Origin of the sequence: Marivita sp. S2033, from assembly GCF_046592965.1 — a bacterium.
GTDB lineage: Bacteria > Pseudomonadota > Alphaproteobacteria > Rhodobacterales > Rhodobacteraceae > Marivita.
This window is the reverse complement of sequence record NZ_JBISBV010000003.1, coordinates 181,188-206,917: the sequence shown is the minus strand read 5'-3', so window position 1 is coordinate 206,917 and position 25,730 is coordinate 181,188. Positions and strand designations below refer to the sequence as shown.

Genomic DNA, 25,730 nt, shown 5'->3' with positions numbered 1-25,730 from the left:
TGTGCAATATCCCCGAGCGACGCGCTTAAAAATGAGGCGCTGGACCCGCGAAAGGTCAAATTCTCGGCATTTCCCCATTGATCGAAACAGACCCAGCGCGTAGCACTGACGCGCTTGTTCAGGGACCGATTGATGACCGCCACACATGCATTGCTTTCGCCACCGGTCCTGCTGGCACCGCTGGCGGGGATCACAGATCTGCCATTTCGCACGCTCGTGTCGCAGTTCGGCGCGGGGCGGGTCGTGTCGGAAATGATCGCCAGCGGCGAGCTTCTGACGGCAAGGCCCGGCACCCGCGAGAAGGCCGAACTGGGCATTGCCTCTGACAATACCTCTGTTCAGCTTTCCGGGCGCACGCCGGATGCGATGGCCGCTGCGGCGCGTCAGGTCGCGGACATGGGCGCGCAGGTCATCGACATCAACATGGGCTGTCCCGCCAAAAAGGTTGTCGGGGGCTATTCCGGGTCTGCGTTGTTGCGCGATCTCGATCACGCCTGCCGCCTGATTGACGCGGTGGTCGGCGCGGTCTCGGTTCCAGTCACGCTCAAGACGCGGCTGGGGTGGGATGACACCAACCACAACGCGGCAGAGCTTGCTCAGCGCGCAGAGGCGCTCGGCATCGCGATGATCGTGATCCACGGACGCACGCGCTGCCAGTTCTACAAAGGCCGCGCCGATTGGCACGCAATTCGCGCGATCAAGGATGCGGTCAAGATCCCGGTGATCGCGAACGGCGATATCGTCGACACGGCCAGCGCGCGCAAGGCCTTGCACCACAGCGGCGCGGACGGTGTGATGATCGGGCGCGGCGCGCAAGGAAAGCCGTGGCTGCTGGCACAGATCGCCGCTGAGCTCTATGGCACGGCGGCACCCGAAATTCCCACCGGCCCGGCATTTGTCGATATGGTGGCGACCCATTACGACGCGATGCTGGCGTTTTACGGCAGCGCTCTTGGCCTGCGCGTCGCGCGCAAGCATCTGGGTTGGTACATGGACGAGGCGGGCACGCCGCCCGCACTGCGAAAGGCGATTTTGACTGCAAAGACATCCGACGACGTGTTCGCAGCCTTGCCCGACGCGCTGGCCGGCGAACGCAGGCAGGCTGCATGACCTCGGACATCAAACCGGCGTTTCGTGTCGATCATGCCGCGATCTGGTCATCGCTTCCGGCCCCGGCCATCATCATCGACGCCAGCGAAACAATCGTCGACATGAACCCGGCCGCCGAGGGCTTTATGGGCAACTCTGCCAAATGGCTGCGAGGTCAACCGATCTGGGACAGGCTGGCGGTAGATGCGCCGCTGGAAAAGAGCCTCGCGCGGGCGCGTGCCCATGGCACCACCTTGTTCGTCAATGATGTCGATATCGGCACCGGCAACCGCGTGCCGGTGATGTGCAACCTGCAAATCGCTCCGGTGCAGGGGCGGGAACAGGGGCAGGGCGGCGATATGATCCTGCTGATCTCTCCGCGTGATCTGGTTGGCCGGTTGAGCCAGAGCCGATCCGGCACATCGGCTGCGAAATCCGCCATCGGCATGGCCGAGATGCTGGCGCACGAGATCAAGAATCCGCTCGCCGGCATCACCGGCGCGGCGCAACTTCTGAGCATGACCCTGACCGGCGATGACTTGGAACTGACCGATCTCATCGTCGCCGAAAGCCGCCGGATCGTGAAACTGCTGGAACAGGTCGAACAGTTCGGCAACCTTTCTCCGCCCGAGCGCAAACCGGTCAATCTTCACGACGTGCTGGGCCGCGCAAAGCGCTCCGCGCTGTTGGGGTTCGGCGCGCATATGACGATCATCGAGGATTACGACCCGTCGCTGCCACCTGCATTGGGAGACAGCGACCAACTGCTTCAGGTGATCTTGAACCTCATCATGAACGCGGCCCAGGCGGCAAATCGAAAAACCGGCGGTACCATCCGGCTCCACACCTATTTCGAGCAAAGCTACAACCTGCGTCCGGCGGGTGGCTCGGGCCAATCCTTGCCGCTTCAGATCGAAGTCATTGACGACGGCCCCGGTCTGCCGCCAGACATTCGCAGCGACGTGTTCGATCCGTTCGTGTCGGGGCGCGAGAATGGCACCGGATTGGGCCTCGCACTGGTCAGCAAGATCATCTCAGATCACGACGGCTGGGTCTCGGTCGACAGCGTGCCCGGAAAAACCTGTTTTCGCGTTTCGCTGCCGCAAGCCCCGCGCGCGCCCAGAGAGGGTTCCTGATGGACGGTACAATCCTCGTTGCCGACGACGACCGCACGATCCGCACGGTTCTGACGCAGGCACTCACCCGCGCTGGCTGCAAGGTGCATGCCACATCCTCGCTGACCACGTTGATGCGTTGGGTGGCCGAAGGGCGCGGCGATGTGGTGATTTCCGACGTGATGATGCCGGACGGCAATGGCCTCGAGATGTTGCCCAAGATTGCGCAGGATCGCCCCGATCTGCCGGTGATCGTGATCTCTGCTCAAAACACCATCATGACCGCGATCAAGGCCGCCGAGGCCAACGCCTATGATTACCTGCCCAAACCGTTCGACCTTCCCGACCTCTTGAAACGCACCGCCAAGGCGCTGGACTCGCGCGCTCACGCGCCACGCTCGATCGCTGCGCCTCAGGAGGCATCGGATGAGCTGCCGCTGGTTGGCAAGACCGCCGCGATGCAGGCGCTTTACCGTTTAGTGGCGCGGGTGATGAACACCGATCTGCCGGTGCTGATCTGTGGTGACTCCGGAACCGGAAAATCGCTGATCGCCCAGATCCTGCACGACTATTCCGACCGGAGGTCGCTTCCGTTTGTCTCGCTCACCAGCGCGGAACTTGCCGATCCCGATGCTCCGACGCGGATTCTGGCACGGGTGCGTGGCGGCACGATTTTGATCGATGACCTCGCCGATTGTTCCGATGAAGCGCAGGCGCGGATCGTCCGGATGATGGACACGTCTGGCGATCATGCGCCACGCTTCATCGCCACCAGCCAGATTGATCCGGGTCGCGGTCTGTCCGGCAGCGGCGTGCGCGAGGATCTGTATTACCGCATCAGCGGTGCCACCATTGCGGTGCCGCCCCTGCGCGACCGGGTTGAGGACATAGAGATCCTGGCAGAGCATTTCCTGTCGAAAGGGCAGGCCGGCGACGGCGCAACACGCTGGCTGTCGCGCGATGCCGCCGATCTTTTTCGCGCCTATAGTTGGCCCGGCAATGTGCGCCAGTTGGAAAACGTCGTGCGCCGGCTTGGCCTGACCTCGCGCGAAGACGAGATCAGTCGCGCCGAGGTGGAGAACGTGCTCGACCATCAGCCCCAGACCGAGTCCGTCCTGCGCGGCGAAGACAGCGAGAAGCTCGCCGCGTCGGTCGAGCGTCACCTGCGGCGGTATTTCGATCTGCACGGTAACATGTTGCCGCCGCCCGGCCTCTATCCGCGCATCCTGCGCGAGATCGAGACCCCTTTGATCGAAATCGCGCTTGATGCAACCGGCGGAAATCAGGCGAAATGCGCTGAATTGCTTGGCGTAAATCGCAACACGCTCAGAAAGAAGATCACCGACTTGGATATTCAGGTGACACGTCGCCGCAAAATGATGTAAAACTGCCACATAAACGTGCTTCGACGACGACGCAGTGGGTCGGGGCCACATAATATAGCGGTTGTCGGGCTGCGCGACACATCAAGGCGGGGTTTGGCTGTGGCCACCTGGGCACGCTCATTGAACTGGTCCCGGCTCAGCCGGATGCGTCGGCAACGACGCTACCAAAACGCCATGACCCTCGGTCTTGTCGTGCTTGGACCCGTGCTTGCCGTCGCCACGATCCTGGTGCTCGGTCCGCTCGACAGTGGCCGGGGGGCGCAGTTGAACCTGCGGCTGGTCCTGCTGGCCGATCTTGTCTATGTGCTGCTACTCGCTGCACTGGTGCTGAGCCGCGTCGCCAAGATGATCGCGGCACGGCGCGCCAAATCCGCAGGATCGCGCCTGCATTTGCGGCTCACCGGCGCGTTTGCGCTGATGGCGCTCTTGCCGACGATCACCGTGGCGGTGTTTGCGGTGCTGACGATCAACATCGGTCTTGAGACATGGTTCTCCGAACGGGTGCGCAACGTCGTCGGTGCCTCACTCTCGGCGGCAGAGGCGTATGAGGAAGAGCATCGCGAAGGGCTGACGCAGGACGCGCGTGCGCTGGCGGCGTTTCTTGACGCGAACCGCAGGGCCACCTTCATCATGGATGACGGCGAATTGCGCCAGGCGCTGAGCCAGGGTCAGGCACAGATCCAACGCGGCTTGCGCGAGGCGTATGTGATTGACGGTGCTGCGGAAATTCGCGCACGGGGCGAGCGGTCGTATCTCTTTGATTATGAACGTCCGACCCCTGCGACTTTCGCGATTGCCGATGACGCGGGCATCGCGCTGGTGCAGGACTGGGATCGCAACGAACTGCGCGCGCTGATCCCGCTGCGCGCATTTGCCGACCGCTATCTCTACATCACGCGCGAGGTCGACGGGCAGATCCTCAACCTGCTTGATGACACCCAGGCGACGGCACGGTTCTACCAGCAACAGGAAAACGACCGCGGCCGCGTGCTGTTCGACTTTGCGCTCCTGTATCTCGGTTTCGCGTTCCTGCTCATCCTCGCCGCCGTCTGGCTTGGCCTGTGGTTTGCCGAACGGCTGAGCCGCCCGGTCGGGCGCCTGACCGGCGCGGCACAGCGTGTGGGGGCAGGTGATCTGGATGTGAAGGTGGTCGAAGAAGACGGCGACGACGAGATCGCCATGCTGGGGCGCTACTTCAACCAGATGACGCGCCAGTTGAAGGGGCAGCGCGAAACCCTGCTCGACAACACCCGCCAGATCGAGCGCCGTCAGCGCCTGTTCGATTCAGTGCTCACATCGGTGACGTCGGGCGTGGTCGGGCTTGATCCCGACGGGCGCGTGACCTTCGTGAACCGATCCGCAGAGCGATTGCTGGGCTGGCAGGAGAACCAGCACCGGGTCCAGATCACGGTTGCCGTGCCCGAGTTCGGACCGCTTTTTGATCGTCTGCGCGAGCAGGGGATCGAAACCGCGCAGGAAGAAGTGCATGTCACCCGCGAGGGACGGCACGAGAACCTGCTGGTGCGCCTGTCGACCCGTCGCCGCGAGGATGGCGGGCTTGAGGGATATGTGGTCGCGTTCGATGATGTCACCGATCTTGTCAGTGCGCAGCGCATGGCCGCCTGGGGCGACGTGGCGCGGCGCATCGCGCATGAAATCAAGAACCCGCTGACACCGATCCAGCTGTCCGCCGAACGCATCCGCCGCAAGTTTCGCGGCCAACTGCCGACAGAGGATGCCGAGCGGCTGGAGCAGATGACTGAAGTTATCGTGCGTCAAACCAATGACTTGCGGCGCATTGTTGATGAGTTTTCGAAATTCGCCCGCATGCCTGAACCCGACCGCAAGCCCGAGGACGTGGTGAACATCCTGCGCGGCGCGGTGCTGTTGCAGGAGACCGGACAGCCCGAGGTGCATTTTGTCACCGATCTTCCCGAGGCGGCGATCCCGGCCGAGATTGACGCGACGATGATCGGACAGGCCTTTACCAATCTGGTAAAGAACGCCGGAGAAGCGATTGAAACGTTTCGGGAAAAACATCCGGACGAACAGATCACACCAGAGATTCGCGTCACCTGTCATCGCGACGGAGACGTCGCCGAGATCATCATCGAAGACAACGGCATCGGTCTTCCCGAAGATACCTCGCGGCTGTTCGAGCCCTATGTGACGACGCGCGAGAAGGGCACCGGGCTTGGGTTGCCGATCGTGAAAAAGATCATCGAGGAACATGGCGGAACGCTGGTTCTGGATGAGGCGCAGCCGTTTGGGGCCACCGACCGGCGCGGCGCGCGGGCGGTCGTGCGGCTGCCTGTGATGGTGGCCAAGGATCCGGCCGCGCCGCAAGAGCAGATCGCGGCTGATCGGCTGGCCGCGCTGAGCGCATTTGAGACGTGACGATTAACCAAGGCAGAGGCAAGACAATGAGCGATATTCTGATTGTAGACGACGAGCGCGATATCCGCGAACTGATCGGCGATATCCTTGAGGATGAAGGGTACACCACCCGGCTTGCGGGCAATTCTTCGGACGCGATGACCGAAATCAACACCGAAGAACCGGCTTTGCTGATCCTCGATATCTGGCTCAAGGACAGCAAGATGGACGGGATCGACATCCTGAAAACCGTCAAACGCGACAATCCCGATGTGCCGGTGGTGATCATTTCAGGCCACGGCAACATCGAAATCGCGGTCGCCGCGATCAAGCAGGGGGCGTATGACTTCATCGAAAAGCCCTTCAACATCGACCAGTTGCTGGTTGTCATCCGCCGCGCGATGGAAACCAGCCGGTTGCGGCGCGAGAACCAGAAGCTGAAACGCCGCGAAACGGATGTGGCGCAGATGGTGGGCGAGTGCGGTGCGTATCGCAGCCTTGTGTCGAACCTCGACAAGGTGACCAAATCCAACGGGCGGGTGCTGCTCTCTGGCCCGGCGGGCAGCGGCAAGGAAGTCGCGGCGCGCTACATCCACGCCCATTCCAACCGCGCCAACGCGCCCTTCATCACCGTCAACTGCGCCGGGGTCGCGCCCGAAACGATGGAGGAGGTGCTGTTTGGCCGCGAAACGCCCGAACGCGGGGTGGAGCCGGGGCTGCTGGAGCAGGCGCATGGCGGTGTGGTTTACTTTGACGAAGTGGCCGACATGCCGCTCGGCACGCAATCCAAGATCCTGCGTGTGCTGGTGGACCAGCAATTCCAGCGCGTCGGCGGGGCCGACAAGGTGCGCGTCGATCTGCGGGTGATCTCCTCGACCAACCGCAACCTGCAAGACGCCATCGCCGCCGGCACGTTTCGCGAGGAGCTTTATCACCGGCTCAACGTGGTGCCGATCACCGTGCCGAGCCTTGAGGACCGGCGCGAGGATATCCCGATGCTGGCGGCGCATTTCATCGAGCTGTTCAACGAAACCCAGGGCCTGCCCAAGCGCGGCCTGAGCAGCGATGCGGTGGCGCTGTTGCAGACGATGATCTGGCCCGGCAACGTGCGCCAGTTGAAGAACCTGATCGAGCGCGTGTTGATCCTCGGCGACGGCACCGGCGATATCGCGGCGCGCGAACTGCCGCAGGACACCGCGCCCGCCGATGACGAAGAGGGCCGGGTGGTGCTGTCGGGCACGCTGGCGACGATGCCGCTGCGCGAAGCGCGCGAGGCGTTCGAGCGGGAGTACCTGCTGACCCAGATCAACCGCTTTGGCGGCAATATCAGCCGCACCGCCAGCTTCGTCGGCATGGAGCGCAGCGCGCTGCACCGCAAGCTGAAATCGCTGGGCGTGGTGACGGGATCGAAATCGGGCAGCCGCGTGGCCTATCTGGAGGACGACGTTGAAGAGGTGACGTGAGCGGATAGGTCCGGTTTGGCCCTATTGTTTCGCATGCGAAACATTGGGGCCGGAGTGGACCTATTAGGGGTTTGTTAGGGTTCGGGGTTTGGGTGGTGGCTTGCTGTGGGTAATCCGAAGCGTCAACATTTTGTACCACAGTCGGTACTAAGGTTTTTTGAAGGCGAGGACGGACAGGTCTTCTTCTTCGACAAGCAAAGCCCCAATAGCGATATCGAAAAACGAAATCGTCGGTCGGTGTTTTGGCAAAAACACGCTTATACGCTAACGCATGAGGACGGAACAAAAAATTATTCAATTGAGCACGAATTCGGAAAAGAGTTTGATGATAAGATCGGCAAATTAATTCAGCGTCGTTTGACTCTTTCATATTCGGGTTTGCATTGTAGTCTCTGTAAGGAAGATCGGACTCTTCTACTCGCCTTCGCATTAAACTTGTTTGTACGAAATCCAAAAACGCAAGCCCACGTTCGAGGGACAGCCGCTTTCGGTGCAGCCCATACTGTGATCACCTTGGCGAATAGCTTGTGCCGTCGAAGTGCCCTTACGGTTGAGGCTCAGACGAAAGAACTGATGCTCCAAAGTAGAAACACCAACGAACTTGCGAGTGAGTTTTTTGATGGATTTGGTGTACATTTTTGCATGCCGAGTGACGAGAATAGGTCTTTCGTGATTGGCTCATTACCAATATGTCGATTCGAGCCGACAGAGGAAGAGTGGATCACAAATCCGTTTGGAAAGTCAGAGCGTCAGTTTGAGTTTTTCCTGCCACTTGCTCCCCGTCTCGCATTTTTACTTTCTGGGAAAAACAACAGTGACTGTCCGATTTCGGTGCCCACAGATCTTGTTGATAAGGTTAATCTCAAGCTCTTCTCTCAAAGCGATTCGGTCGTATCACAAAGTTGTACCGAAATTCGCACTTGTGTTGCACTAAATTCGAGTGAAGAAAGAGAGTGCTCATTTAGTTAAACTTTCAACAACGCTGTAAAGTAGAAATCTGTCTTTGATGATCGCCTGCGCGAAATAGTGGGCGAAGCCCACCGCGCATCGCCGGCGCGCTCCCATGCGGCGGCGATTTGGTTGGGGCAGCGCTCAGTGTCGATTTTATTCGGATGGGTCTGGTATAAATCGAGGAGATCATCGGTTGGATCGCCACCGCGCGCGCCGACGATGCGCGGTCGCGCCGAACTACCCTCCCCATCCACCCCCTCCCCAATTGACCCCACCCCCCACCTCTGCCACACAAAGGTCTGCGCCATAGCCAGGGAGCCCCGCTGCGGGCAAACGCCATGAAAGTTATCATCTGCGGGGCCGGTCAGGTCGGGTGGCAAATCGCGCGGCATCTGTCGGGGGAGCGCAACGATGTCACCATCGTGGACAACAACTCCGAACTGGTGCGCCGGGCGACGGATGCGCTGGATGTGCAGGGCATCGCGGGGTTTGCGTCCTACCCGGACGTGCTGGCGCAGGCGGGGGCGAAAGACGCCGACATGATCATCGCCGCGACCCATTCCGACGAGGTCAACATGGTGACCTGTCAGGTGGCGCATTCGGTGTTCTCGATCCCGCGCAAGATCGCGCGGCTGCGGGCCAAAAGCTATCTGACGGCGATCTATTCCGATCTGTACCGCCGCGATCACATGCCCATCGACGTGGTGATCAGCCCCGAGATGGAGGTCGCCGAGGCGGCATTGCAGCGGCTGGCGGCGCCGGCGGCGTTCGACACCGAGATGTTTCTGGACGGCAAGGCCGCTCTGATGGGGCTGACGATCGATCAGGATTGCCCGATCGTCAACACGCCGCTCAACCAGCTGACCGATCTGTTCTCGACGCTGCGGGTGATCGTCGTCGGCATCCGGCGCGACGGCACGCTGTTCGCGCCGGAATCCGCCGACCAGATCTTCGTCGGAGATTCGTGTTATGTCATGGCGCATGACGAGGACGTCCGCCGCACGCTCGAAGTGTTCGGCAAGACCCATCGCAAGCAGGAACGCGTGGTCATCATCGGCGGCGGCAATGTCGGTCTGACGGTTGCCAAACAGCTCGAGGAACGCACCGACCGCATTCGTGCCAAGGTGATCGAGCGCAACCGCAAGACGGCGGAAATTGCCGCCGAGGCGCTGGAGCGCACCATCGTTCTGAACGGCGACGGGATGGATGTGGCGCTGCTGGCCGAGGCCAATATCGAGCGCGCCGATGCGGTGCTCTGCGTGACTGATGATGACAAGACCAACATGCTGGCAGCCGTGCGCGCCAAGTCCGAAGGCTGCCCGATGGCGATCGCGCTGATCAACGACCCGACGCTGGAGCCGCTGATGGAAACGCTGGGCATCGACGCCTATATCAACCCGCGCTCCGTCACCGTCAGCTCGATCCTGCGCCATTTCCGCCACGGGCGGGTGCGCGCGGTCTATTCCATCGGCGATGCCGAGGCCGAGGTTATCGAGGCCGAGGTGCTGTCAACCTCGCCCATGGCGGGCAAAAAGCTGCGCGACATCGATTTCCCCGAGGGCGTGATCGTGGGTGCCATCCGCAAGGGCGACAAGGTGTTGCGGCCGACGGGTTCGATGGTGGTCGAGGAGGGGGATCTGGTGGTGATCTTCACACTGACCGGAGATGTCGCAGAGGTGGAACGTCTGCTTCAGGTCTCCATCGATTTTTTCTGACCGATGGCGCTGCTCTATCGCCTGCCGCTGTTGCTGCTGCTCACCGGGATCGCCTCGGCGTCGATGCTGGTGCCTGCCGTGGTGGCTCTGGCCAACGAATCCCATCACGACGCGCGCAGCTTTTTCTATTCCGCGATGGTGGGGCTGATCTTTTGCGCGCTGGTGGCCTTTGCCTTGGCCAACCGCTTGCACAACCGCAATGCGATCCGTCAGTTGCTGGCGCTTCTGGCGACGTTCATCGTCCTGCCCGCCGTGCTGGCCGTGCCGTTCTACGAGGCGGTGCAGACAACGAGTTTTCTCAACAGCTACCTCGAAATGGTGTCGAGCCTGTCGACCACGGGCATGCCTCTGTTTCCCCCAGAACGCCTGTCGATGGCGGAACATCTGTGGCGCGCGCAGGTCGGCTGGATGGGCGGTTTGCTGATGTGGGTGGCGGCGGCGGCGATCCTGGCACCGCTGAACCTCGGCGGATTCGAGGTGATCTCGCTCGGGGAGCCGGGACAGGACGTGGTGGCCGGTGCCGCGCGCCGCGACACCGCGAACCCGGCAAGTCGCCTGGCCCGCAGCGCGTCGATCCTGGTGCCGACCTATGGTCTGCTCACGCTGGCGCTGTGGGTGCTGTTGCTGGTGGTCGGGGACACGCCGTTCGTTGCGCTCACCCACGCGATGAGCATCATGTCGACATCCGGGATCTCACCGGTTGGCGGGCCGCAAGGCGCCAGCAGCGGCTTTGCGGGCGAAGCCATCATGGCGGTGTTCCTGCTGTTCGCGCTGTCGCGAATGACGTTTTCGCAAGACACCGGACGGCGCCAGAAAGCCGGGCTGTTCTATGACCCCGAATTCCGGCTTGGCCTGTTCATCGTGGCCCTCGTGCCAATCACCCTGTTCCTTCGACATTTCGTCGCGGCGCTCGATATCGGTGATCAGAACAACCTTGTCGCGGCCTTCCAAGCCTTTTGGGGCGCGGCCTTCACTGTCCTGTCCTTCCTGACGACGAACGGGTTTGTCAGCGTTGACTGGGTCAACGCGCAAGCATGGTCGGGGCTGGAGACGCCGGGGTTGATCCTGATGGGGCTGGCGCTGATTGGCGGCGGCGTTGCCACCACCGCCGGCGGTGTCAAATTGCTACGGGTGTTTGCCTTGCTCATCAACGGTATGCGCGAGGTTGACCGCTTGGTGCATCCCTCCTCGATCGGGCGCTCCGGTCTGGTGTCGCGGCGCACCCGACGCGAGGGCGCCTTCATCGCCTGGGTGTTCTTCATGATTTTCGCGATCACCCTGGCCGCGACCACCACCGCGTTCGCCGCGTTCAATATCCCGTTCGAGCAGTCCCTGGTCCTGGCTGTGGCAACCCTTTCCAATTGCGGGCCTCTCGTCGACATCGTGCAGACCGGCCGGCTCAGCTTTATCGATCTGGCGGCAGGGCCGAAACTGGTCGCGTCGATTGCGATGGTGATGGGGCGGCTCGAGATGCTGGCCCTGGTGGTGATTCTGACGCCCGACCTATGGCGGGATTGAGCCCACCGGAGACGCTTGGGGATATTCCTTGATTTTCCACTGGAAATTAAAACATCGCCACGACATAGTGGCCAGAGATCACGATCATCCGCGCGCAAAAAGCAAGAATAAAGGCATTTTATATGGCATCCGATAAGCAGAATCTTCAGGACGCATTTCTGAATCACGTCCGCAAGACCAAGGTTCCTGTCACGGTTTTCCTCATCAACGGCGTTAAATTACAGGGTGTCATCACGTGGTTCGACAATTTCTGCGTCCTCTTGCGCCGGGACGGTCAGTCGCAACTGGTCTATAAACACGCCATTTCGACAATCATGCCAGCCCAGCCGATCAATCTTTATGACGGCGAAGGCGAAACTTGAAAGAACATGATCCGCATGTGACCCGCGCGTGGGTGCTGCATCCTGACATCACCAGCGACCGCACGCGGCGCGCGGCGGGTCCGGCTCTGGCCGAGGCTGTGGCCCTGGCGGCTGCCTTGCCGGGGCTGGAGGTTGTGGGGCGCGATGTGGTGCGCCTGCCCAAACCGCACCCAGGTGCTTTGTTCGGCTCGGGCAAGATCAAGGAGCTTGATGCGCAGTTCAAGGCGCAGGACGTGGAACTGGTGCTTGTCGATGGTCCGGTGACTCCGGTGCAGCAGCGCAATCTGGAAAAGGCCTGGGGCGTCAAGCTGCTGGATCGCACCGGTCTGATCCTCGAGATTTTCAGCGACCGCGCCGCCACCCGCGAAGGTGTGTTGCAGGTCGAAATGGCCGCACTCAGTTACCAACGCACGCGGCTGGTGCGCGCCTGGACCCACCTTGAACGCCAGCGGGGCGGGTTGGGGTTTGTCGGCGGTCCGGGCGAGACCCAGATCGAGGCCGACCGCCGCGCGATTGACGATCAACTCGTGCGCCTGCGCCGCCAGTTGGAAAAGGTGGTCAAGACTCGCGGTCTACACCGCGCCGCACGCGCCAAGGTGCCGTATCCGATTGTCGCGCTTGTCGGCTATACCAACGCCGGAAAATCGACGCTGTTCAATCGTCTGACCGGTGCCGAAGTGATGGTCAAGGACATGCTGTTCGCAACGCTCGACCCGACGATGCGGGCAGTCAAGCTGCCGAACGGCCCCGACGTGATCCTGTCTGACACGGTGGGCTTTATCAGCGATCTGCCGACCGAACTGGTCGCCGCATTCCGCGCCACGCTGGAAGAGGTGCTGGCCGCCGATCTGATCCTGCATGTGCGTGACATCAGCCACGATGAATCCGAAGAACAGGCGCAGGATGTGCGCGATATCCTGAACTCGCTGGGCGTGACCGATACGACCCCCTTGCTCGAGATCTGGAACAAGATCGACGCCATGACTCCAGAGGAGCGCGACGCCGCGATGGCCCGGGCAGAGCGCGACGATCATGTCTTCGCCACCTCTGCGCTGACCGGCGACGGGCTGGATCCGATGCTGGATGCGGTGAACCGTCTTCTCGAAGGTGACCGCCGCGAAGCCACGGTTCACTTGGGCTTTGACGAAGGCCGCAAGCGTGCTTGGCTGTTTGACAAGGCGCTGGTTGACACCGAAACTCAGGATGACAGCGGCTACCACCTGACAGTGCGGTGGTCGGCCAAGGACGCACGCCAATTCGAAACGCTGTAGCCTCCGGTCCAATCGTCTCTGGTTCAAAAATACCTTGGGGGAGCGCGCATCGCGCGCGGGGGCAACGCCCCCAGACCCGTCATGTCATTCGCGCACCAGCCGGGTAATCCCAACCGACGCTGCCCGCGCCAGATCGGCGTCGAGCGACATCGGGATATATTCGCCGCGCCGCCACAAGGTTCCCATGTCGTCATAGTGGCGTGACAGGAAATGCCCCGACTGCCCCGTCGAGAGGATAAAGACCGAACTGTCGGGATCGGCGAAATCATACACGCCGCGATAGGCCGCGCCGTGCACGTTGCGAAACGGGTTTGCTCCGGTTCCGGCGCTGCGCCCGCGCATGAGGGTGAAATCACCGCCCGACGTGCTTTGCCGGATATTGACGAAATAGCGCAGGATCGGCACATCGCCCAGAACCGGATGGTCATGCGTGGCCTGATGCGCATCGCCCCAGCGCAGCGATTCCAGTGCCGTGCCGTAGGTTTCCGATATCCAGATCAGCGCTTCGTCCAGAGCCTGACGCGAGATATCGCTACAGCTTTCCACCACTGCCGAGCGGATCACGTCGCACCACGCCGCCGCGCCATCCACATCGCGGTAGACCCGCTCGATGAACAGCGGCTCCACCCGGATGAATTCCTCCGAAAGCGGCCCCAGATCGTCCTGGATCAGACGCTCCTGCAACGCACGCAGCCAGGCAGAATAGATCAGAGGCTCTGGCAGATGTTCGTTCATCTCGCCATTCCAGTTCGCCAAAAGCTCCAGCGCGCGCTGGCGCAGACGTTCCGGCGTGCCCTCGGGCGCGGCTTCTCCGGTGAACCACAGATCCGCGCCGATCAGCGGCAGCAGTGACCGCGCGGTGATTGACACCGTGTCGAGCTGCGCCTCGATAAAGCTGTCGCGGGTGTGCACCTCGCGGCCCTGCATCAGACCGCGCCACCGCATGATGCGCTGGCTGTCGCCCCATTCATAACTCACATGCAGCGGGAACGGGCGGTCGACGATCTTGTTGTTGGTGTTTCCGACAATGCCTCCTGTGGGGTCGATGAACATCGGGTTGGCATCGTCCGGGAAGACACCTTGCCAGCGGTTCTCGGCGCGCCATCCAGGTGTCGGCAATCGCCCCTCGCTTTGATGCGTGGCCTCGCGTTTGGGCATCGCGCCGATCAGTTTCATCGCGATTCCGTCGGCGTCGATGACCGTCAGGTTCTGAGACGGCGCGACATAGGCTTTTGACGCCTCGAGCGCCTCTTCGACCGATCCCGCCGACATCAGGGCAATCGCCGCCGACAACGAGGTGTCGCGCGGGCTGAGAGCGGTCCAGCCAAGCGCCGCGACATGACCGGCGGGAACGACTTCGCTGAGATTGAACCGCGTGCCCGGCAGGACCGGGCCGTTATCGGTCCAGCGGGTGGTCAGCGTGACCGGAGAGGAGTCCTTGATCTTGATGATCGAATTGCGGGTCTGGAATCGCTTGAAGCCATCGGGCGTGCGATATTCCTCGCGGTTTTCGGGGTTCAGCTGCTCGATGAACAGGTCCTGGTCGTCCAGATAGGACGAGGTCAGCCCCCAGGCGATGGAAGCCGAACGACCGGCCATGATCGCCGGAATGCCCGGAATGGTCGCTCCGATCACACCGCCGCTGGCAAGCTCAAGCCGTGCCAGATACCAGGTCGCCGGCGCGGTGAATTGCAGATGTGGATCATTGGCCATGAGCGTCGATCCGGTGGCCGACCGGCTGGCATCTGCGGCCCACGCGTTCGAGGCACCCGCAAGCCCGCGCTCGGGCACCGGCCAGAACAGCGGATCCGGCGTCAGTTCTGCGTGTTGCGTTCCCGCGCCGACGCCCGGCACCAGGCTGGCATAGTCCGGCAACGCGGAGATTCCCTGACCGGGACTGTCGGGCAGGATATCGGCCAGACGGTCTTCGTCGGGCAACAGGCGTGAGGTGCGTGCGCGCAGGACTTCTTCCTGCAAGTGACCGGACAATTGCAGCGCCATGAGTTTGACCAGCGCAATCGAATCTGCCGGTTGCCACGGCGCAAGCGGCGCGTTGAACAGGAAGAACTCGGGGGCGCCGCGACCCAGGCTGTCGGTGTTGATCTCGGTGATGCGGGCATTCACGCCCGCCGAGTAGGCGTCAAGCGCATCGCGCGTGGGCGCGTCCTGCGCCTCGACCGATTGCACCGAGAGCGCATAAAGATCGAGCCGGCGCATCAGCTTGTCGGTTTCCACCGTGCGCGCACCGAACAGCTCTGACAAGCGCCCCTGCACCGTGCGGCGCATGAGCGTCATCTGCCACAGCCGGTCCTGCGCATGAGCATATCCGAGCGCGTAGAACGCATCCCTGTCGGAGGCCGAAAAGATATGCGGCACGCCGGAATTGTCGCGCACGATCTCGACATCGGCAGTCAGGCCAGAGACCGGAATGGTCTTGTCGTAATCGGGCAGCGACCGTGAGGCGAGGTAATAGACCGTGAGCACGACCACCACGCCGACAACAAGCGCGGCTGTGGTCAGCCAGACCATGGCTCGGAATATCAGCGCCACGTTCAGATCGCCTTTCGCACAAGGATCGTTTCCGCCTCTGTGACGGTGCCGACCGCCCTACAGAACGCGCGCGCCCTTGCCAAGGGGGCGGCTGTGAGGGCAGGTAAGGACAGCAGGATTTGACTGAAACAAGAGGGAGAGTGAAGACATGGCCAAGATTGCATTTCTGGGTTTGGGCGTCATGGGCTATCCGATGGCCGGTCATCTGGCGAAGGCCGGGCACGACGTCACCGTTTACAACCGGACAGCCAGCAAGGCCGAAGCCTGGGCCAAGGAATATAGCGGCTCGCATGCAGCGACTCCCGCCAAGGCCGCCGAGGAATGCGACTTCGTGATGGCCTGCGTGGGCAATGACGATGATCTGCGCAGCGTGTGTCTGGGCGAGGACGGCGCGTTCGCCGGCATGGGCAAGGGATCGGTCTTCGTCGATCACACAACCGTGTCGGCCAAGGTCACCCGCGAGTTGTTCGCCGAGGCATTGGACAAGGGCATCGGGTTTGTCGATGCACCGATTTCAGGCGGGCAGGCGGGGGCCGAGAACGGCGCGCTGTCGGTGATGTGCGGCGGCGACGCGGATGTGTTCGCGCGCGCCGAGCCGGTGATTGATGCCTACGCCAAGATGTGCCGCCGGATCGGTGACAGCGGGGCGGGCCAGATGACCAAGATGTGCAACCAGATCGCCATTGCGGGTCTGGTGCAGGGGCTGAGCGAGGCGCTGCATTTCGCCGACAAGGCCGGTCTGGACGGCCGCGCGGTGGTCGAGGTGATCAGCCAGGGCGCTGCCGGAAGCTGGCAGATGAACAACCGCTACGAAACGATGCTGGACGACAAGTTCGATCACGGGTTCGCGGTGGACTGGATGCGCAAGGATCTGGGCATCTGTCTGGACACCGCGGACGAAACCGGCGCGTCGCTGCCGGTGACGGCGCTGGTCGATCAGTTCTACAAGGACGTTCAGAAACTCGGGGGCGGGCGCTGGGATACATCCAGCCTGATCAAGCGTTTGCGGGCGATGGGCTAGGCGGATTGAGGCCCGTTTCGCCGGACATGAGCGGCGCTTTGCCGATCCCTCATCACGGCGATGTTTCAGCATCTTGTATCGGCCTATTGCGGTGTTACGTCAGTGCAGACGGCACTGAGCCGTTGTTTGCGGCGATGTCCGCATTGGAGTGTTCAAAGACATGAAGCACGCTGTTTTGACCCTTGGAACCGTTGTTGCCCTGACTGCCGGTATGGCGTTTGCCCAGACCGAAGTTGAAGACACCGACGGCAATGGCACCTACTCGATGGAAGAGCTGATGGTGGCTTATCCTGATCTGACCGAAGACGTGTACGGCGAAGTCGATACGGACGGCGACGGCGAGGTGAGCATGGATGAGTTGACTGCAGCGCAAGAGGCCGAGATCCTCGTCAACTGAGACCTGGATCACGACCTGATCGATACGCAAGGGCTTCGGGAGACCGGAGCCCTTATTCGTTACTCGGTGTCGGTGCCGCGCAGAGCCAGAATGGCGATGATGCCCACGACACAAAGGCCGACCACCGCGATGTTGAGCGGGCCGGTATTGGCAACGATGACCCCGATCAGAGCCCAGATCACCGTCACGCCATATTCCGGCGCGCGGTGCAGGCGGTATTGCGCCACCAGCGCAACGCCAAGCCCGAGCGCCAGCGCGGCCAGCGCCGCCACGGTTGGAGGCAAGACGCCATAACCCGCGAGCAAAAGCCCGATCGACACCGAGGACGCGGCTGTCAGCCAGCCAGCATAGATCGCCACCGGCGCCTGTTGCAGCCAGCGGTCGGTATCTCCGACGCGGAACAGGCTGAAGAAGGCGCTAACAAGCATCGCCCAGATCAGGATCGTGGCGATGATTGGAGAGACGTTGGCCACCGGCAACCAGATCGCGCCGATGGCAAGGCTAACCACCAGCGGCGGGCGCATCGCGGCCCAATCGGGATCGTCGATCCGCTTGAGCACGCCGAATCCCGCTCCGATAATCAACCACGCATAGATCAGACCCCAGATCGAAAACGCATAGCCCGCAGGTTGAACCGGCGGGTTGTCCTGCGGAATCGGGAATTGGTTGGGGTCAAAGCCATTGAACCCTTCGGCGAAGAACGGTGATGCCGCAAAGGCGATTGCGGCCACCAGTACCAGAACAGACCAGACGCGTGCCATCGGTTAGACCATCGCTCCTTCGGCTGAGATACGGGTTTTGCCGCCAAGCCACGGCAGCAGCCCCGCGGGCAGCGTGATGGAGCCATCGGCCTCCTGACCGTTTTCGAGCACGGCGATGAGGCAGCGCCCGACCGCAAGGCCCGATCCGTTGAGCGTGTGCACGAAGTCGAGCTTTCCGCCACCTGTCGGCTTGAACCGCGTGTTCATCCGGCGCGCCTGAAAGTCTCCGCAGACCGACACAGAGCTGATCTCGCGGTAGGTGTTCTGCCCCGGCAGCCACACTTCGATATCATGCGTGCGCTGCGCGCCAAAGCCCATGTCTCCGGTGCACAGAACCATCGTGCGATAGGGCAGGCCCAGCTTTTCCAGAATGCCCTGCGCGCACCCCGTCATGCGGTCCAATTCGTCGCGGCTGTGATCGGGATGGGTGATCGAGACCATCTCGACCTTCTCGAACTGGTGCTGGCGCAACATGCCCGACGTGTCGCGCCCGGCGCTGCCCGCTTCGGAGCGGAAGCACTGCGTGTGGGCGACATGGCGACGCGGCAGGGTGTCTTCGTCCAGCGTGTCGCCATTGACCATGTTGGTCAGCGACACTTCGGCGGTCGGCACCAGCCACCAGCCGTTGGTGGTCTGATAGCTGTCATCGCCGAACTTGGGCAACTGACCGGTGCCATACATCATCTCGTCGCGCACCAGGACCGGGGTCCATGTCTCGGTCAGGCCGTTTTCGCTGACATGCGTATCCAGCATGAACTGTGCCAATGCCCGGTGCAGCCGCGCCACGGCGCCTGACAAAACGACAAAACGAGAGCCCGAGAGCTTGGCGGCGGTTTCAAAATCCATCCCGGATTGAACGCCTGCGATCTCGTAATGTTCCTTGGGTTGGAAATCGAACTCCCGCGGCGTGCCCCAGCGGTGGACCTCCACATTGTCGTTTTCGTCCTCGCCGTCCGGCACATCGCTGTTGGGCAGGTTGGGCAAGCCCATCAGCAAGGTCATAAGCGCATCATCCAGTTCCTTGGCACGCGCCTGCAACTCGCCCACAGCCGCTTTCTTGGCCGAGACCTCATCGCGCAGCCGTTGGAACGCGGCGTCATCGCCGGCGGCCTTGGCGGCACCGATGTCCTTGGCGGCCTTGTTCTGGTCGGCCTGCGCGGTTTCAGCTTCGAGGATGGCGGCGCGGCGGGCCTCGTCGATACGCAGAATCTCGGACGAGACCGGCTCCAACCCACGGCGCGACAGGGCCGCGTCGAACGCAGCGGGGTTCTCGCGGATGGCTCGGATGTCATGCATGGGTCTGGTCCTTCTGACTCGTATTCGATGTTGCGCGGCCTTATGCACCGGAAACTCGCGCTTGGGTAGGGGGTCAGCGCGCCGAGAGCCTCGACACGGGAACCGCAAGAGCGCGGCCTTGCCCCTTGGCACTGATCACGGCGCTCACAACCCAGTCATCGCCCGATTTGGACATCACCGGACCGCCGGAATTTCCCGGCTGCACCGGGCAATCAAGCCGCAGGATGCGTGACGCATAGACCCCGCCGCAGGTAAAGGACGCGCCCAGCATGTGGGGACGTCGACTCGAATAGCCCAGAATGGCGAAGGGCGCCGTGGCCCTTGCCGTGGCAACCGGCAATTCCGTCACCGACGCCGCGCGTTCCAGCGTCAGAACCGCAATGTCGTAGCGGACATCGAGGCTGCCCTCGGCATAGGCCATCGGATGCACCCAGATCGAATTGCCCTTGACGCTGTCGGAGGCAGCGCCGCGCAACCAGCCTGCGACAAATGTGATCTCGCCCGGCAACGGTCCGACCCCGTCGATGCCCGATACGCAATGTGCCGCCGTCAGCACCTGATCCGGCGCGATCAGGGTTCCGGTACACATATCACGCTTACGGTATCCAGAGGCATTGACGCGCCCGACCGCTTGCCAGTCGGCGTGATCCTGTGCCGGAAGGACCGGAAGATCCTGCGCCGGGGCGGTGGTGGCCAAGCCGAGCAGGATCAGAGCGAACACTTTTTGAAACATGCCGCCCGTTAAGGCGTATTTTGTGCGGGTCGGCAAGATGGCGATCGTTCCGAGGTCGCAATTCCGAGCTCCGAACCACCTGACGCAGAGGCACTTGCGGACCACTCTTGCAAACGGCACCGAACCCGCCTTGCAATGCCGCGTGCGGCACCATAGGTTCCGGCCAAATTTTACGGCCCGCAAAGCGGCGGCATCGACCGCGCAATTCGTTAAGGAGCACGCCCATGGATGGCAGCACAATCGCCCAATTTGTCCCTCTTATTCTGATCTTCGCGATCATGTATTTCCTGCTGATCCGTCCGCAGCAGAAAAAGATGAAAGAGCATCAGAAAATGGTCGAGGGCCTGCGCCGCGGCGATGTCATTGTCACGCAGGGTGGCTTGATCGGCAAGGTTCTGAAGGTCAAGGAAAACAATGAGTTGGATGTGGAACTTGGCGAAGGTGTCAAGGTGCGCGTGGTGCAGAGCACCGTGGCACAGGTGATGTCCAAGACCGAACCCGCCGCCAATTCCTGATCACTTCCAGACGTATCGGACCCATCGCTCATGCTTCAGATCGATCTGTGGAAGCGCCTTTTGATCTGGACGACTGTGGCGGTCGGTCTGGTATTGGCGCTGCCGAACCTGTTCTACCCGCGGGTCGAGCAACATAACGACGCGCTTGCCGCGATCGAGGTGCAGGGCGAAACGCCCGAACTTTTGTCCGACAGCGCAGGCTGGCCGTCCTATCTGCCGTCCGGTCTTGTCAATCTGGGTCTGGACCTGCGCGGCGGCGCGCATCTTCTGGCCGAGGTTCAGGTCGAGGATGTCTACGCCGCGCGGCTCAAGGCGCTCTGGCCCGAGGTCCGCGATGTGCTGCGCCCCGAACGGGACACGGTCGGCACCATCCGCCTGCAACCCTCGAGCGGCGACACGCTTCGCGTGCGCATTTCCCAGCCCGACGGCATGGCCCGCGCGCTGGAACTGGTGCGCGGTCTGGCGCAGCCCGTGGTGTCTGTGACCGGCGCGATGAGCAACGATCTGGAGGTGAGCGGCGAGGGATCTGACATCGTCATCACCCTGTCGGAGGCCGAGCGCGTCGCCACCGACCGTCGCACGATGATGCAAAGCCTCGAGATCATTCGCCGCCGGATCGACGAGGTCGGCACGCGCGAGCCGACGATCCAGCGTCAGGGAACCGACCGCATCCTGATCCAGGTGCCCGGCATCGGATCGGCGGCCGAGTTGAAAGACATCATCGGCACCACCGCGCAGTTGACGTTTCAACCCGTGGTCGGGCGTACCGATGACGGCAACACCGCCCCCGGCGTGGGCAACGAGGTTCTGCCGTCGCTCGACGAGTCGGGCGTGTTTTATGTGCTGGAACAGGCGCCCGTCGTCACCGGCGAGGAACTGGTCGACGCGCAACCCGCGTTTGACCAGAACGGACGCCCGGCGGTCAATTTCAGGTTCAACCCGGCTGGCGCGCGCAAGTTCGGCGACTACACGGCGGCCAATATCGGCAATCCGTTTGCCATCGTGCTCGACAGCGAAGTCATCAGCGCACCGGTGATCCAGAGCCACATTCCGGGCGGGTCGGGCATCATCACCGGCAATTTCTCGGTTGAAGAATCGACCCAGCTTGCCGTGCTGCTCAGGGCAGGGGCGTTGCCTGCCGGTCTGGAATTCCTGGAAGAGCGCACCATCGGCCCGGAACTGGGGCAGGACAGCATCGACGCGGGCAAGGTCGCGACGCTGGTGGCCTTTGCCGCCGTTCTGGTGTTCATGGCGCTCAGCTACGGGCTGTTCGGCATCTTTGCCAATATCGCGCTGATCATCAACGTCGGCCTGATCTTCGGCCTGCTCAGCATGATCGGCGCAACGCTGACCCTGCCGGGGATCGCGGGCATCGTTCTGACGGTGGGCATGGCGGTCGATGCGAACGTGCTGATCTTCGAGCGTATCCGCGAAGAGCTGAAAACCGCACGCGGGCCTGCGCGGGCCATCGAGCTTGGCTATGAAAAGGCGCTGTCGGCGATTCTGGACGCCAACATCACGACGTTCATCACGGCGGTGATCCTGTTCGTCATGGGCTCCGGCCCGGTGCGCGGCTTTGCGATCACGCTCGGTCTTGGCATCCTCACCTCGGTCTTCACCGCGATTTTCGTCACCCGTCTTTTGATCGTGATGTGGTTTGAACGCCGCCGTCCCAAGACAATCGAAGTATAACATGAAGGGCTCGGCCTGATATGCGTTTGCGACTGGTCAAAGAAAACACCAATTTCGATTTCTTCAAACGCTGGCGCGTCTGGCTTGGCATTTCGGCTGTGATGATGGTCGTCGCGTTCGGGTCGTTCCTGATGCAGGGTCTGAATTACGGCATCGACTTTCGCGGTGGTACCACGATCCGCATGCAAAGCACGCAGGCGGTGGATGTGGGCCAGTACCGCGATGCCATTGCCACGCTGGGTCTGGGCGATGTGACCATTTCCGAGGTGTTCGATCCGACATTCGGCCCCGATCAGAACGTCGCGATGGTGCGGATTCAGGCACAGGACGGCGAAGAGGCGGTCAGTGCCGAGGTGATCGAACAGGTCGAGGCGGCGTTGCTTGAGGTGGTGCCGGATATCCAGTTTGTCTCGGTCGAATCGGTCGGCCCCAAGGTGTCGGGCGAATTGATCCAGACGGCGGCGATCGCGGTGCTTTTGGCGATGAGCGCCGTGCTCGTCTACATCTGGTTGCGGTTTGAGTGGCAATTCGCCGTCGGCGCGGTGGTGGCCTTGGTGCACGACGTCGTGTTGACTATCGGCATCTTCTCGGAGGTGCAGATCCGGTTTGACCTTGCGATCATCGCCGCACTTTTGACCATCGTGGGATATTCGCTGAACGATACCGTGGTGGTGTTTGACCGGGTGCGAGAGAATCTGATCAAGTACAAGCAAAAGGACCTAAAGGAGGTTCTGAACGTGTCGATCAACGAAACACTCAGCCGGACCTTCATGACCTCTGCCACCACGCTTTTGGCGCTGATTTCGCTGTTTGTGCTGGGCGGTGACGTGATCCGTGGCTTTGTGTTCGCCATGATCTGGGGCGTGATCGTGGGGACGTATTCGTCGATTTTCGTGGCGTCCTCGATCCTGCTTTGGCTGGGGGTGAAGCGCGACTGGAGCAAACCGACCGACACCACTGGCAACCAGTTCTCTGGCGTCGATGCCTGACGTGGTTCTGGCTGCGCTGGAGACAGCGGGGCTGGGTTGGTTGATCGTCACGACCATGATCGCCGGAGCGGTATACGGCTTTGCCGGCTTCGGCGCTGCGCTGGTGGCGATGCCGGTGGCGGTGATTTTCCTGCCGCCCGCCGTTGCCATTGCAGCCTTTGCCGTTTCGTCATTGTCCTCGGTCGTGACCATCCTGCCCAAGGCGCTGCCTCTGGTGAACCGGCGCGCCGTCGGGATCCTGATCGCGACGGCCACTCTGTCAGCCTCGCTTGGAATATGGGTGTTGCGGGTCGCCGATGTCACGGCGATCCGTTGGGCCGTGGTGACGATCTGCGCAGCCACCTTGCTGGCGCTCATGGCCGGGTGGCGCTTTTCGGTCGTGCCAAGCACCCGCACCCGCGCGGCCATCGGCCTTGCCACCGGGTTCGTCGGCGGGGTCAGCGGGTTGATGGGGCCGATCATGGTACTGTTTCAACTGGCCGGGCGTGACAGCATCGCCACGACGCGTGCCACGACGGTGGTGTTCCTGACCGTCACCAGCCTGTCGTTGCTGCCGCTCATGTATGCACAAGGGATTTTGACGGCGCAGGCGGTTGCGCTAGGATTGGTGTTGATGATCCCCTACGGCGCTGGCACGCTGATCGGGCAGGCGGTGTTCCGGCCGGATCGGGAACGGGTGTTCCGCGCAACGGCCTATGCCATAATTGCTCTGGCGACGCTGCTGGGGCTGCCGGTCTGGACAAACGCCTGAAGCGAAGGAGACGAAGATGCGCCTGAATGAAGTGGTCTTTACCGATGCCGAGCCCATTGACGGCTATGGCGCGGGATATTTCCGCATCGGCGGCAAGCAACATTCCGCACCGCTCTTGACGGGCGCGCAGGGCACCAAACCCTGGGGCGGTTTTGACGACACCGAGAGTTTGGTTGCGATTGCAGAGGATGTCGATGTGCTGTTCGTCGGTACGGGCACCGACATCGCGCACATTCCTGCCGATTTTCGCCAGACGCTGGAACAGGCGGGCTTGGGCGTGGAAGTGATGAACTCGCCCGCTGCATGCCGGACCTATAACGTTCTTTTGTCCGAAGGGCGGCGCGTGGCGCTGGCGGTTTTGCCAGTCACCTGAGGCCACACGCGCTGCAATCGCAGGCCCGACATGCAAACGCGGCATTTTCACGCTTTTCGCTTACGCGCCAGTGGTCTAAGCGGGGCCATGACTTTGGCTGTGCGCGATCTGGCCGTCACCCGTGGCGGCGTTGCGATCCTTGAGAATGTGTCGTTCGATCTGGCCCCCGGCGAGGCTTTGGTGCTGCGCGGTCCAAACGGCATTGGCAAGACGACATTGCTGCGCAGCGTCGCGGGCTTGCAACCTGTCGAAGCAGGCACCGTGACCGGAGCCGAGGACCAGATCGCCTATTCGGGTCATTCCGATGGGCTGAAGGCGATGTTGACGGTCACCGAAAACCTGCGCTTTTGGGCGTCGGTGTTTGGCGTAACTGACATAGCGCAAGCGTTGCAGGCGTTCGATCTGGTCGAATTGCAATCCCGCATGGCAGGCACCCTGTCGGCGGGGCAGAAACGGCGGCTAGGGCTTGCGCGCCTGATGGTGACGGGGCGACCGATCTGGGTTCTCGACGAACCCACCGTGTCTTTGGACACCGCATCGGTTGCGCTGTTTGCAGAAGCGGTCCGTCTACATCTGCGCGGCGGCGGCAGCGCGCTGATGGCCACCCATATCGACCTTGGGCTGGCCGAGGCCCGCGTGCTGGATCTGACACCGTTCAAGGCAGGTCCACGCACCCGCGCGATGGACGAGGCGTTCCTGTGAGGGCGCTGCTGGCCCGCGACCTGATGCTCTCGATCCGCGCGGGCGGCGGGTTCGGGCTTGGTCTCGCGTTCTTCCTGATCGTGACGGTTCTGGTGCCGTTCGGAGTGGGGCCGCAGACCGAATTGCTGTCGCGCATTGCGCCGGGGATTTTGTGGATCGGCGCCTTGCTGGCGTGTCTCTTGTCACTCGACCGTATCCTTGCGCTCGATTGGGAGGATGGCTCGCTCGACCTGCTCGCGACCGCGCCCTTGCCGGTGGAAAGCATCGTGACCGTCAAGGCGTTCGCCCATTGGATCACCACCGGCCTGCCGCTGGTGCTCGCCGCGCCGGTGCTTGGTGTGTTGCTCAGCCTGCCGCTGCCCGCGTTCAAATGGGTGCTGATCAGCCTTGCCGTCGGCACTCCGGCCCTCAGCGTGATCGGCACGTTCGGCGCGGCGCTGACCGTGGGGCTGAAGCGCGGCGGGTTGCTGATGTCCCTGCTGGTCCTGCCGCTCTATGTCCCGACGCTGATCTTTGGCGCCGAGGTGGCACGGCGCGGGGCAGAGGGGCTTTCGGTGCAGACGCCGCTGTTGCTTTTGGCCGGCATCAGCTTTGGCGTGATCGCGCTTTTGCCCTTTGCCAGCGCGGCGGTTTTGCGGATCAATCTGCGATAACACGGCCCATGCGATTTTTTGAATTGAAGGCCCGCCCAAAACGGCCTACCTG

The 25,730-nt window shown here is 62.2% G+C and carries 23 protein-coding genes; 19 read left to right on the top strand and 4 right to left on the bottom strand.

Translation table 11 applies throughout. The features are described from left to right. Nucleotides 1–132 precede the first annotated feature (132 nt). The 10 genes from dusB to hflX all read left to right on the top strand — a co-directional run bounded on the left by dusB (nucleotide 133) and on the right by hflX (nucleotide 13,245). Nucleotides 133–1,110 (top strand): tRNA dihydrouridine synthase DusB, encoded by a 978-nt coding sequence (gene dusB / locus ACGKZZ_RS07735; RefSeq protein ID WP_411222940.1) that lies wholly within the window; start codon nucleotides 133–135, stop codon nucleotides 1,108–1,110. Next, nucleotides 1,107–2,225 (top strand): two-component system sensor histidine kinase NtrB, encoded by a 1,119-nt coding sequence (locus ACGKZZ_RS07730; protein WP_411222939.1) that lies wholly within the window; start codon nucleotides 1,107–1,109, stop codon nucleotides 2,223–2,225. Before dusB ends, ACGKZZ_RS07730 begins: the two co-directional genes overlap by 4 nt. Further along, the gene (locus ACGKZZ_RS07725) at nucleotides 2,225–3,589 is read left to right on the top strand and encodes a response regulator (RefSeq protein ID WP_411222938.1); all 1,365 of its coding nucleotides are present in this window, start codon (nucleotides 2,225–2,227) and stop codon (nucleotides 3,587–3,589) included. The genes ACGKZZ_RS07730 and ACGKZZ_RS07725 overlap by 1 nt, the downstream gene beginning before the upstream one ends. Before the next feature lie 174 nt (nucleotides 3,590–3,763). Continuing rightward, nucleotides 3,764–5,986: an ATP-binding protein gene (locus tag ACGKZZ_RS07720; RefSeq protein ID WP_411222937.1), complete on the top strand. Its 2,223-nt coding sequence runs from the start codon at nucleotides 3,764–3,766 to the stop codon at nucleotides 5,984–5,986. 26 nt (nucleotides 5,987–6,012) lie between these two features. Continuing rightward, nucleotides 6,013–7,428 carry a sigma-54-dependent transcriptional regulator gene (locus ACGKZZ_RS07715; protein ID WP_411222936.1) on the top strand — a complete coding sequence of 472 codons (1,416 nt, stop codon included), beginning with the start codon at nucleotides 6,013–6,015 and terminating at the stop codon, nucleotides 7,426–7,428. 105 nt (nucleotides 7,429–7,533) lie between these two features. Beyond that, the gene (locus tag ACGKZZ_RS07710; protein WP_411222935.1) at nucleotides 7,534–8,397 is read left to right on the top strand and encodes a DUF4238 domain-containing protein; all 864 of its coding nucleotides are present in this window, start codon (nucleotides 7,534–7,536) and stop codon (nucleotides 8,395–8,397) included. Between the two features lie 320 nt (nucleotides 8,398–8,717). After that, nucleotides 8,718–10,094 (top strand): Trk system potassium transporter TrkA, encoded by a 1,377-nt coding sequence (gene trkA, locus ACGKZZ_RS07705; protein ID WP_411222934.1) that lies wholly within the window; start codon nucleotides 8,718–8,720, stop codon nucleotides 10,092–10,094. 3 nt (nucleotides 10,095–10,097) lie between these two features. Continuing rightward, a complete protein-coding gene (locus ACGKZZ_RS07700) occupies nucleotides 10,098–11,612 on the top strand; it encodes a potassium transporter TrkG (RefSeq protein ID WP_411222933.1) in 1,515 nt (504 codons plus the stop codon). Between the two features lie 122 nt (nucleotides 11,613–11,734). Then, on the top strand, nucleotides 11,735–11,974 hold the full coding sequence (gene hfq / locus ACGKZZ_RS07695; RefSeq protein ID WP_411222932.1) for an RNA chaperone Hfq: 240 nt from the start codon (nucleotides 11,735–11,737) through the stop codon (nucleotides 11,972–11,974). Then, nucleotides 11,971–13,245 carry a GTPase HflX gene (gene hflX / locus ACGKZZ_RS07690; RefSeq protein WP_411222931.1) on the top strand — a complete coding sequence of 425 codons (1,275 nt, stop codon included), beginning with the start codon at nucleotides 11,971–11,973 and terminating at the stop codon, nucleotides 13,243–13,245. The genes hfq and hflX overlap by 4 nt, the downstream gene beginning before the upstream one ends. An 84-nt stretch (nucleotides 13,246–13,329) precedes the next feature. Here hflX and ACGKZZ_RS07685 read toward each other — a convergent pair whose 3' ends face one another. Continuing rightward, on the bottom strand, nucleotides 13,330–15,774 hold the full coding sequence (locus ACGKZZ_RS07685) for a penicillin acylase family protein (RefSeq protein WP_411223152.1): 2,445 nt from the start codon (nucleotides 15,772–15,774) through the stop codon (nucleotides 13,330–13,332). Nucleotides 15,775–15,943: 169 nt separating this feature from the next. Here ACGKZZ_RS07685 and ACGKZZ_RS07680 point away from each other — a divergent pair, with 169 nt between their 5' ends. Together ACGKZZ_RS07680 and ACGKZZ_RS07675 are read left to right on the top strand one after the other, a co-directional pair. After that, a complete protein-coding gene (locus ACGKZZ_RS07680) occupies nucleotides 15,944–16,816 on the top strand; it encodes an NAD(P)-dependent oxidoreductase (RefSeq protein ID WP_411222930.1) in 873 nt (290 codons plus the stop codon). Between the two features lie 160 nt (nucleotides 16,817–16,976). Beyond that, nucleotides 16,977–17,213: an EF-hand domain-containing protein gene (locus tag ACGKZZ_RS07675; protein WP_411222929.1), complete on the top strand. Its 237-nt coding sequence runs from the start codon at nucleotides 16,977–16,979 to the stop codon at nucleotides 17,211–17,213. A 59-nt stretch (nucleotides 17,214–17,272) separates the two neighbouring features. On the opposite strand, the gene ACGKZZ_RS07670 is transcribed toward ACGKZZ_RS07675, so the two are convergent. The 3 genes from ACGKZZ_RS07670 to ACGKZZ_RS07660 all read right to left on the bottom strand — a co-directional run bounded on the left by ACGKZZ_RS07670 (nucleotide 17,273) and on the right by ACGKZZ_RS07660 (nucleotide 20,003). After that, nucleotides 17,273–17,974, bottom strand: coding sequence for a hypothetical protein (locus ACGKZZ_RS07670; RefSeq protein ID WP_411222928.1), 702 nt, complete (start codon nucleotides 17,972–17,974; stop codon nucleotides 17,273–17,275). A 3-nt stretch (nucleotides 17,975–17,977) separates the two neighbouring features. Then, nucleotides 17,978–19,270 carry a serine--tRNA ligase gene (serS, locus tag ACGKZZ_RS07665; RefSeq protein ID WP_411222926.1) on the bottom strand — a complete coding sequence of 431 codons (1,293 nt, stop codon included), beginning with the start codon at nucleotides 19,268–19,270 and terminating at the stop codon, nucleotides 17,978–17,980. 73 nt (nucleotides 19,271–19,343) lie between these two features. Continuing rightward, nucleotides 19,344–20,003 (bottom strand): trypsin-like serine peptidase, encoded by a 660-nt coding sequence (locus tag ACGKZZ_RS07660; RefSeq protein WP_411222925.1) that lies wholly within the window; start codon nucleotides 20,001–20,003, stop codon nucleotides 19,344–19,346. Between the two features lie 224 nt (nucleotides 20,004–20,227). Between ACGKZZ_RS07660 and yajC the strand changes: the two genes are divergently transcribed. The 7 genes from yajC (at nucleotide 20,228) to ccmB (ending at nucleotide 25,678) form a co-directional block, all read left to right on the top strand. Further along, a complete protein-coding gene (gene yajC, locus ACGKZZ_RS07655; RefSeq protein WP_411222924.1) occupies nucleotides 20,228–20,518 on the top strand; it encodes a preprotein translocase subunit YajC in 291 nt (96 codons plus the stop codon). A gap of 30 nt (nucleotides 20,519–20,548) precedes the next feature. Next, nucleotides 20,549–22,210, top strand: coding sequence for a protein translocase subunit SecD (gene secD / locus ACGKZZ_RS07650; RefSeq protein ID WP_411222923.1), 1,662 nt, complete (start codon nucleotides 20,549–20,551; stop codon nucleotides 22,208–22,210). Between the two features lie 20 nt (nucleotides 22,211–22,230). Continuing rightward, complete coding sequence (secF, locus tag ACGKZZ_RS07645) at nucleotides 22,231–23,199, top strand: protein translocase subunit SecF (protein ID WP_411222922.1); 969 nt, start codon at nucleotides 22,231–22,233, stop codon at nucleotides 23,197–23,199. Beyond that, entirely contained in the window at nucleotides 23,192–23,950 is a 759-nt protein-coding gene (locus ACGKZZ_RS07640) for a sulfite exporter TauE/SafE family protein (protein WP_411222920.1), read from the top strand. Before secF ends, ACGKZZ_RS07640 begins: the two co-directional genes overlap by 8 nt. Before the next feature lie 16 nt (nucleotides 23,951–23,966). Beyond that, nucleotides 23,967–24,323 carry an Mth938-like domain-containing protein gene (locus ACGKZZ_RS07635; protein WP_411222919.1) on the top strand — a complete coding sequence of 119 codons (357 nt, stop codon included), beginning with the start codon at nucleotides 23,967–23,969 and terminating at the stop codon, nucleotides 24,321–24,323. An 87-nt stretch (nucleotides 24,324–24,410) separates the two neighbouring features. Beyond that, nucleotides 24,411–25,025, top strand: coding sequence for a heme ABC exporter ATP-binding protein CcmA (gene ccmA / locus ACGKZZ_RS07630; protein ID WP_411222918.1), 615 nt, complete (start codon nucleotides 24,411–24,413; stop codon nucleotides 25,023–25,025). Continuing rightward, nucleotides 25,022–25,678: a heme exporter protein CcmB gene (gene ccmB / locus ACGKZZ_RS07625; RefSeq protein ID WP_411222917.1), complete on the top strand. Its 657-nt coding sequence runs from the start codon at nucleotides 25,022–25,024 to the stop codon at nucleotides 25,676–25,678. The genes ccmA and ccmB overlap by 4 nt, the downstream gene beginning before the upstream one ends. Nucleotides 25,679–25,730: the final 52 nt, after the last annotated feature.

Bases quoted from the DNA above. Each gene is read 5' to 3' on its own strand.
- ACGKZZ_RS07685 (WP_411223152.1), bottom strand. From the start codon at position 15,774: ATGGTCTGGCTGACCACAGCCGCGCTTGTTGTCGGCGTGGTGGTCGTG.
- secF (WP_411222922.1), top strand. From the start codon at position 22,231: ATGCGTTTGCGACTGGTCAAAGAAAACACCAATTTCGATTTCTTCAAA.
- ACGKZZ_RS07670 (WP_411222928.1), bottom strand. From the start codon at position 17,974: ATGGCACGCGTCTGGTCTGTTCTGGTACTGGTGGCCGCAATCGCCTTT.
- ACGKZZ_RS07635 (WP_411222919.1), top strand. From the start codon at position 23,967: ATGCGCCTGAATGAAGTGGTCTTTACCGATGCCGAGCCCATTGACGGC.
- ACGKZZ_RS07660 (WP_411222925.1), bottom strand. From the start codon at position 20,003: ATGTTTCAAAAAGTGTTCGCTCTGATCCTGCTCGGCTTGGCCACCACC.
- secD (WP_411222923.1), top strand. From the start codon at position 20,549: ATGCTTCAGATCGATCTGTGGAAGCGCCTTTTGATCTGGACGACTGTG.
- dusB (WP_411222940.1), top strand. From the start codon at position 133: ATGACCGCCACACATGCATTGCTTTCGCCACCGGTCCTGCTGGCACCG.
- ccmA (WP_411222918.1), top strand. From the start codon at position 24,411: ATGACTTTGGCTGTGCGCGATCTGGCCGTCACCCGTGGCGGCGTTGCG.
- ACGKZZ_RS07720 (WP_411222937.1), top strand. From the start codon at position 3,764: ATGACCCTCGGTCTTGTCGTGCTTGGACCCGTGCTTGCCGTCGCCACG.
- hfq (WP_411222932.1), top strand. From the start codon at position 11,735: ATGGCATCCGATAAGCAGAATCTTCAGGACGCATTTCTGAATCACGTC.
- trkA (WP_411222934.1), top strand. From the start codon at position 8,718: ATGAAAGTTATCATCTGCGGGGCCGGTCAGGTCGGGTGGCAAATCGCG.
- serS (WP_411222926.1), bottom strand. From the start codon at position 19,270: ATGCATGACATCCGAGCCATCCGCGAGAACCCCGCTGCGTTCGACGCG.
- ACGKZZ_RS07680 (WP_411222930.1), top strand. From the start codon at position 15,944: ATGGCCAAGATTGCATTTCTGGGTTTGGGCGTCATGGGCTATCCGATG.
- yajC (WP_411222924.1), top strand. From the start codon at position 20,228: ATGGATGGCAGCACAATCGCCCAATTTGTCCCTCTTATTCTGATCTTC.
- ACGKZZ_RS07640 (WP_411222920.1), top strand. From the start codon at position 23,192: ATGCCTGACGTGGTTCTGGCTGCGCTGGAGACAGCGGGGCTGGGTTGG.
- ACGKZZ_RS07675 (WP_411222929.1), top strand. From the start codon at position 16,977: ATGAAGCACGCTGTTTTGACCCTTGGAACCGTTGTTGCCCTGACTGCC.
- ACGKZZ_RS07730 (WP_411222939.1), top strand. From the start codon at position 1,107: ATGACCTCGGACATCAAACCGGCGTTTCGTGTCGATCATGCCGCGATC.
- ACGKZZ_RS07725 (WP_411222938.1), top strand. From the start codon at position 2,225: ATGGACGGTACAATCCTCGTTGCCGACGACGACCGCACGATCCGCACG.
- ACGKZZ_RS07715 (WP_411222936.1), top strand. From the start codon at position 6,013: ATGAGCGATATTCTGATTGTAGACGACGAGCGCGATATCCGCGAACTG.
- ACGKZZ_RS07700 (WP_411222933.1), top strand. From the start codon at position 10,098: ATGGCGCTGCTCTATCGCCTGCCGCTGTTGCTGCTGCTCACCGGGATC.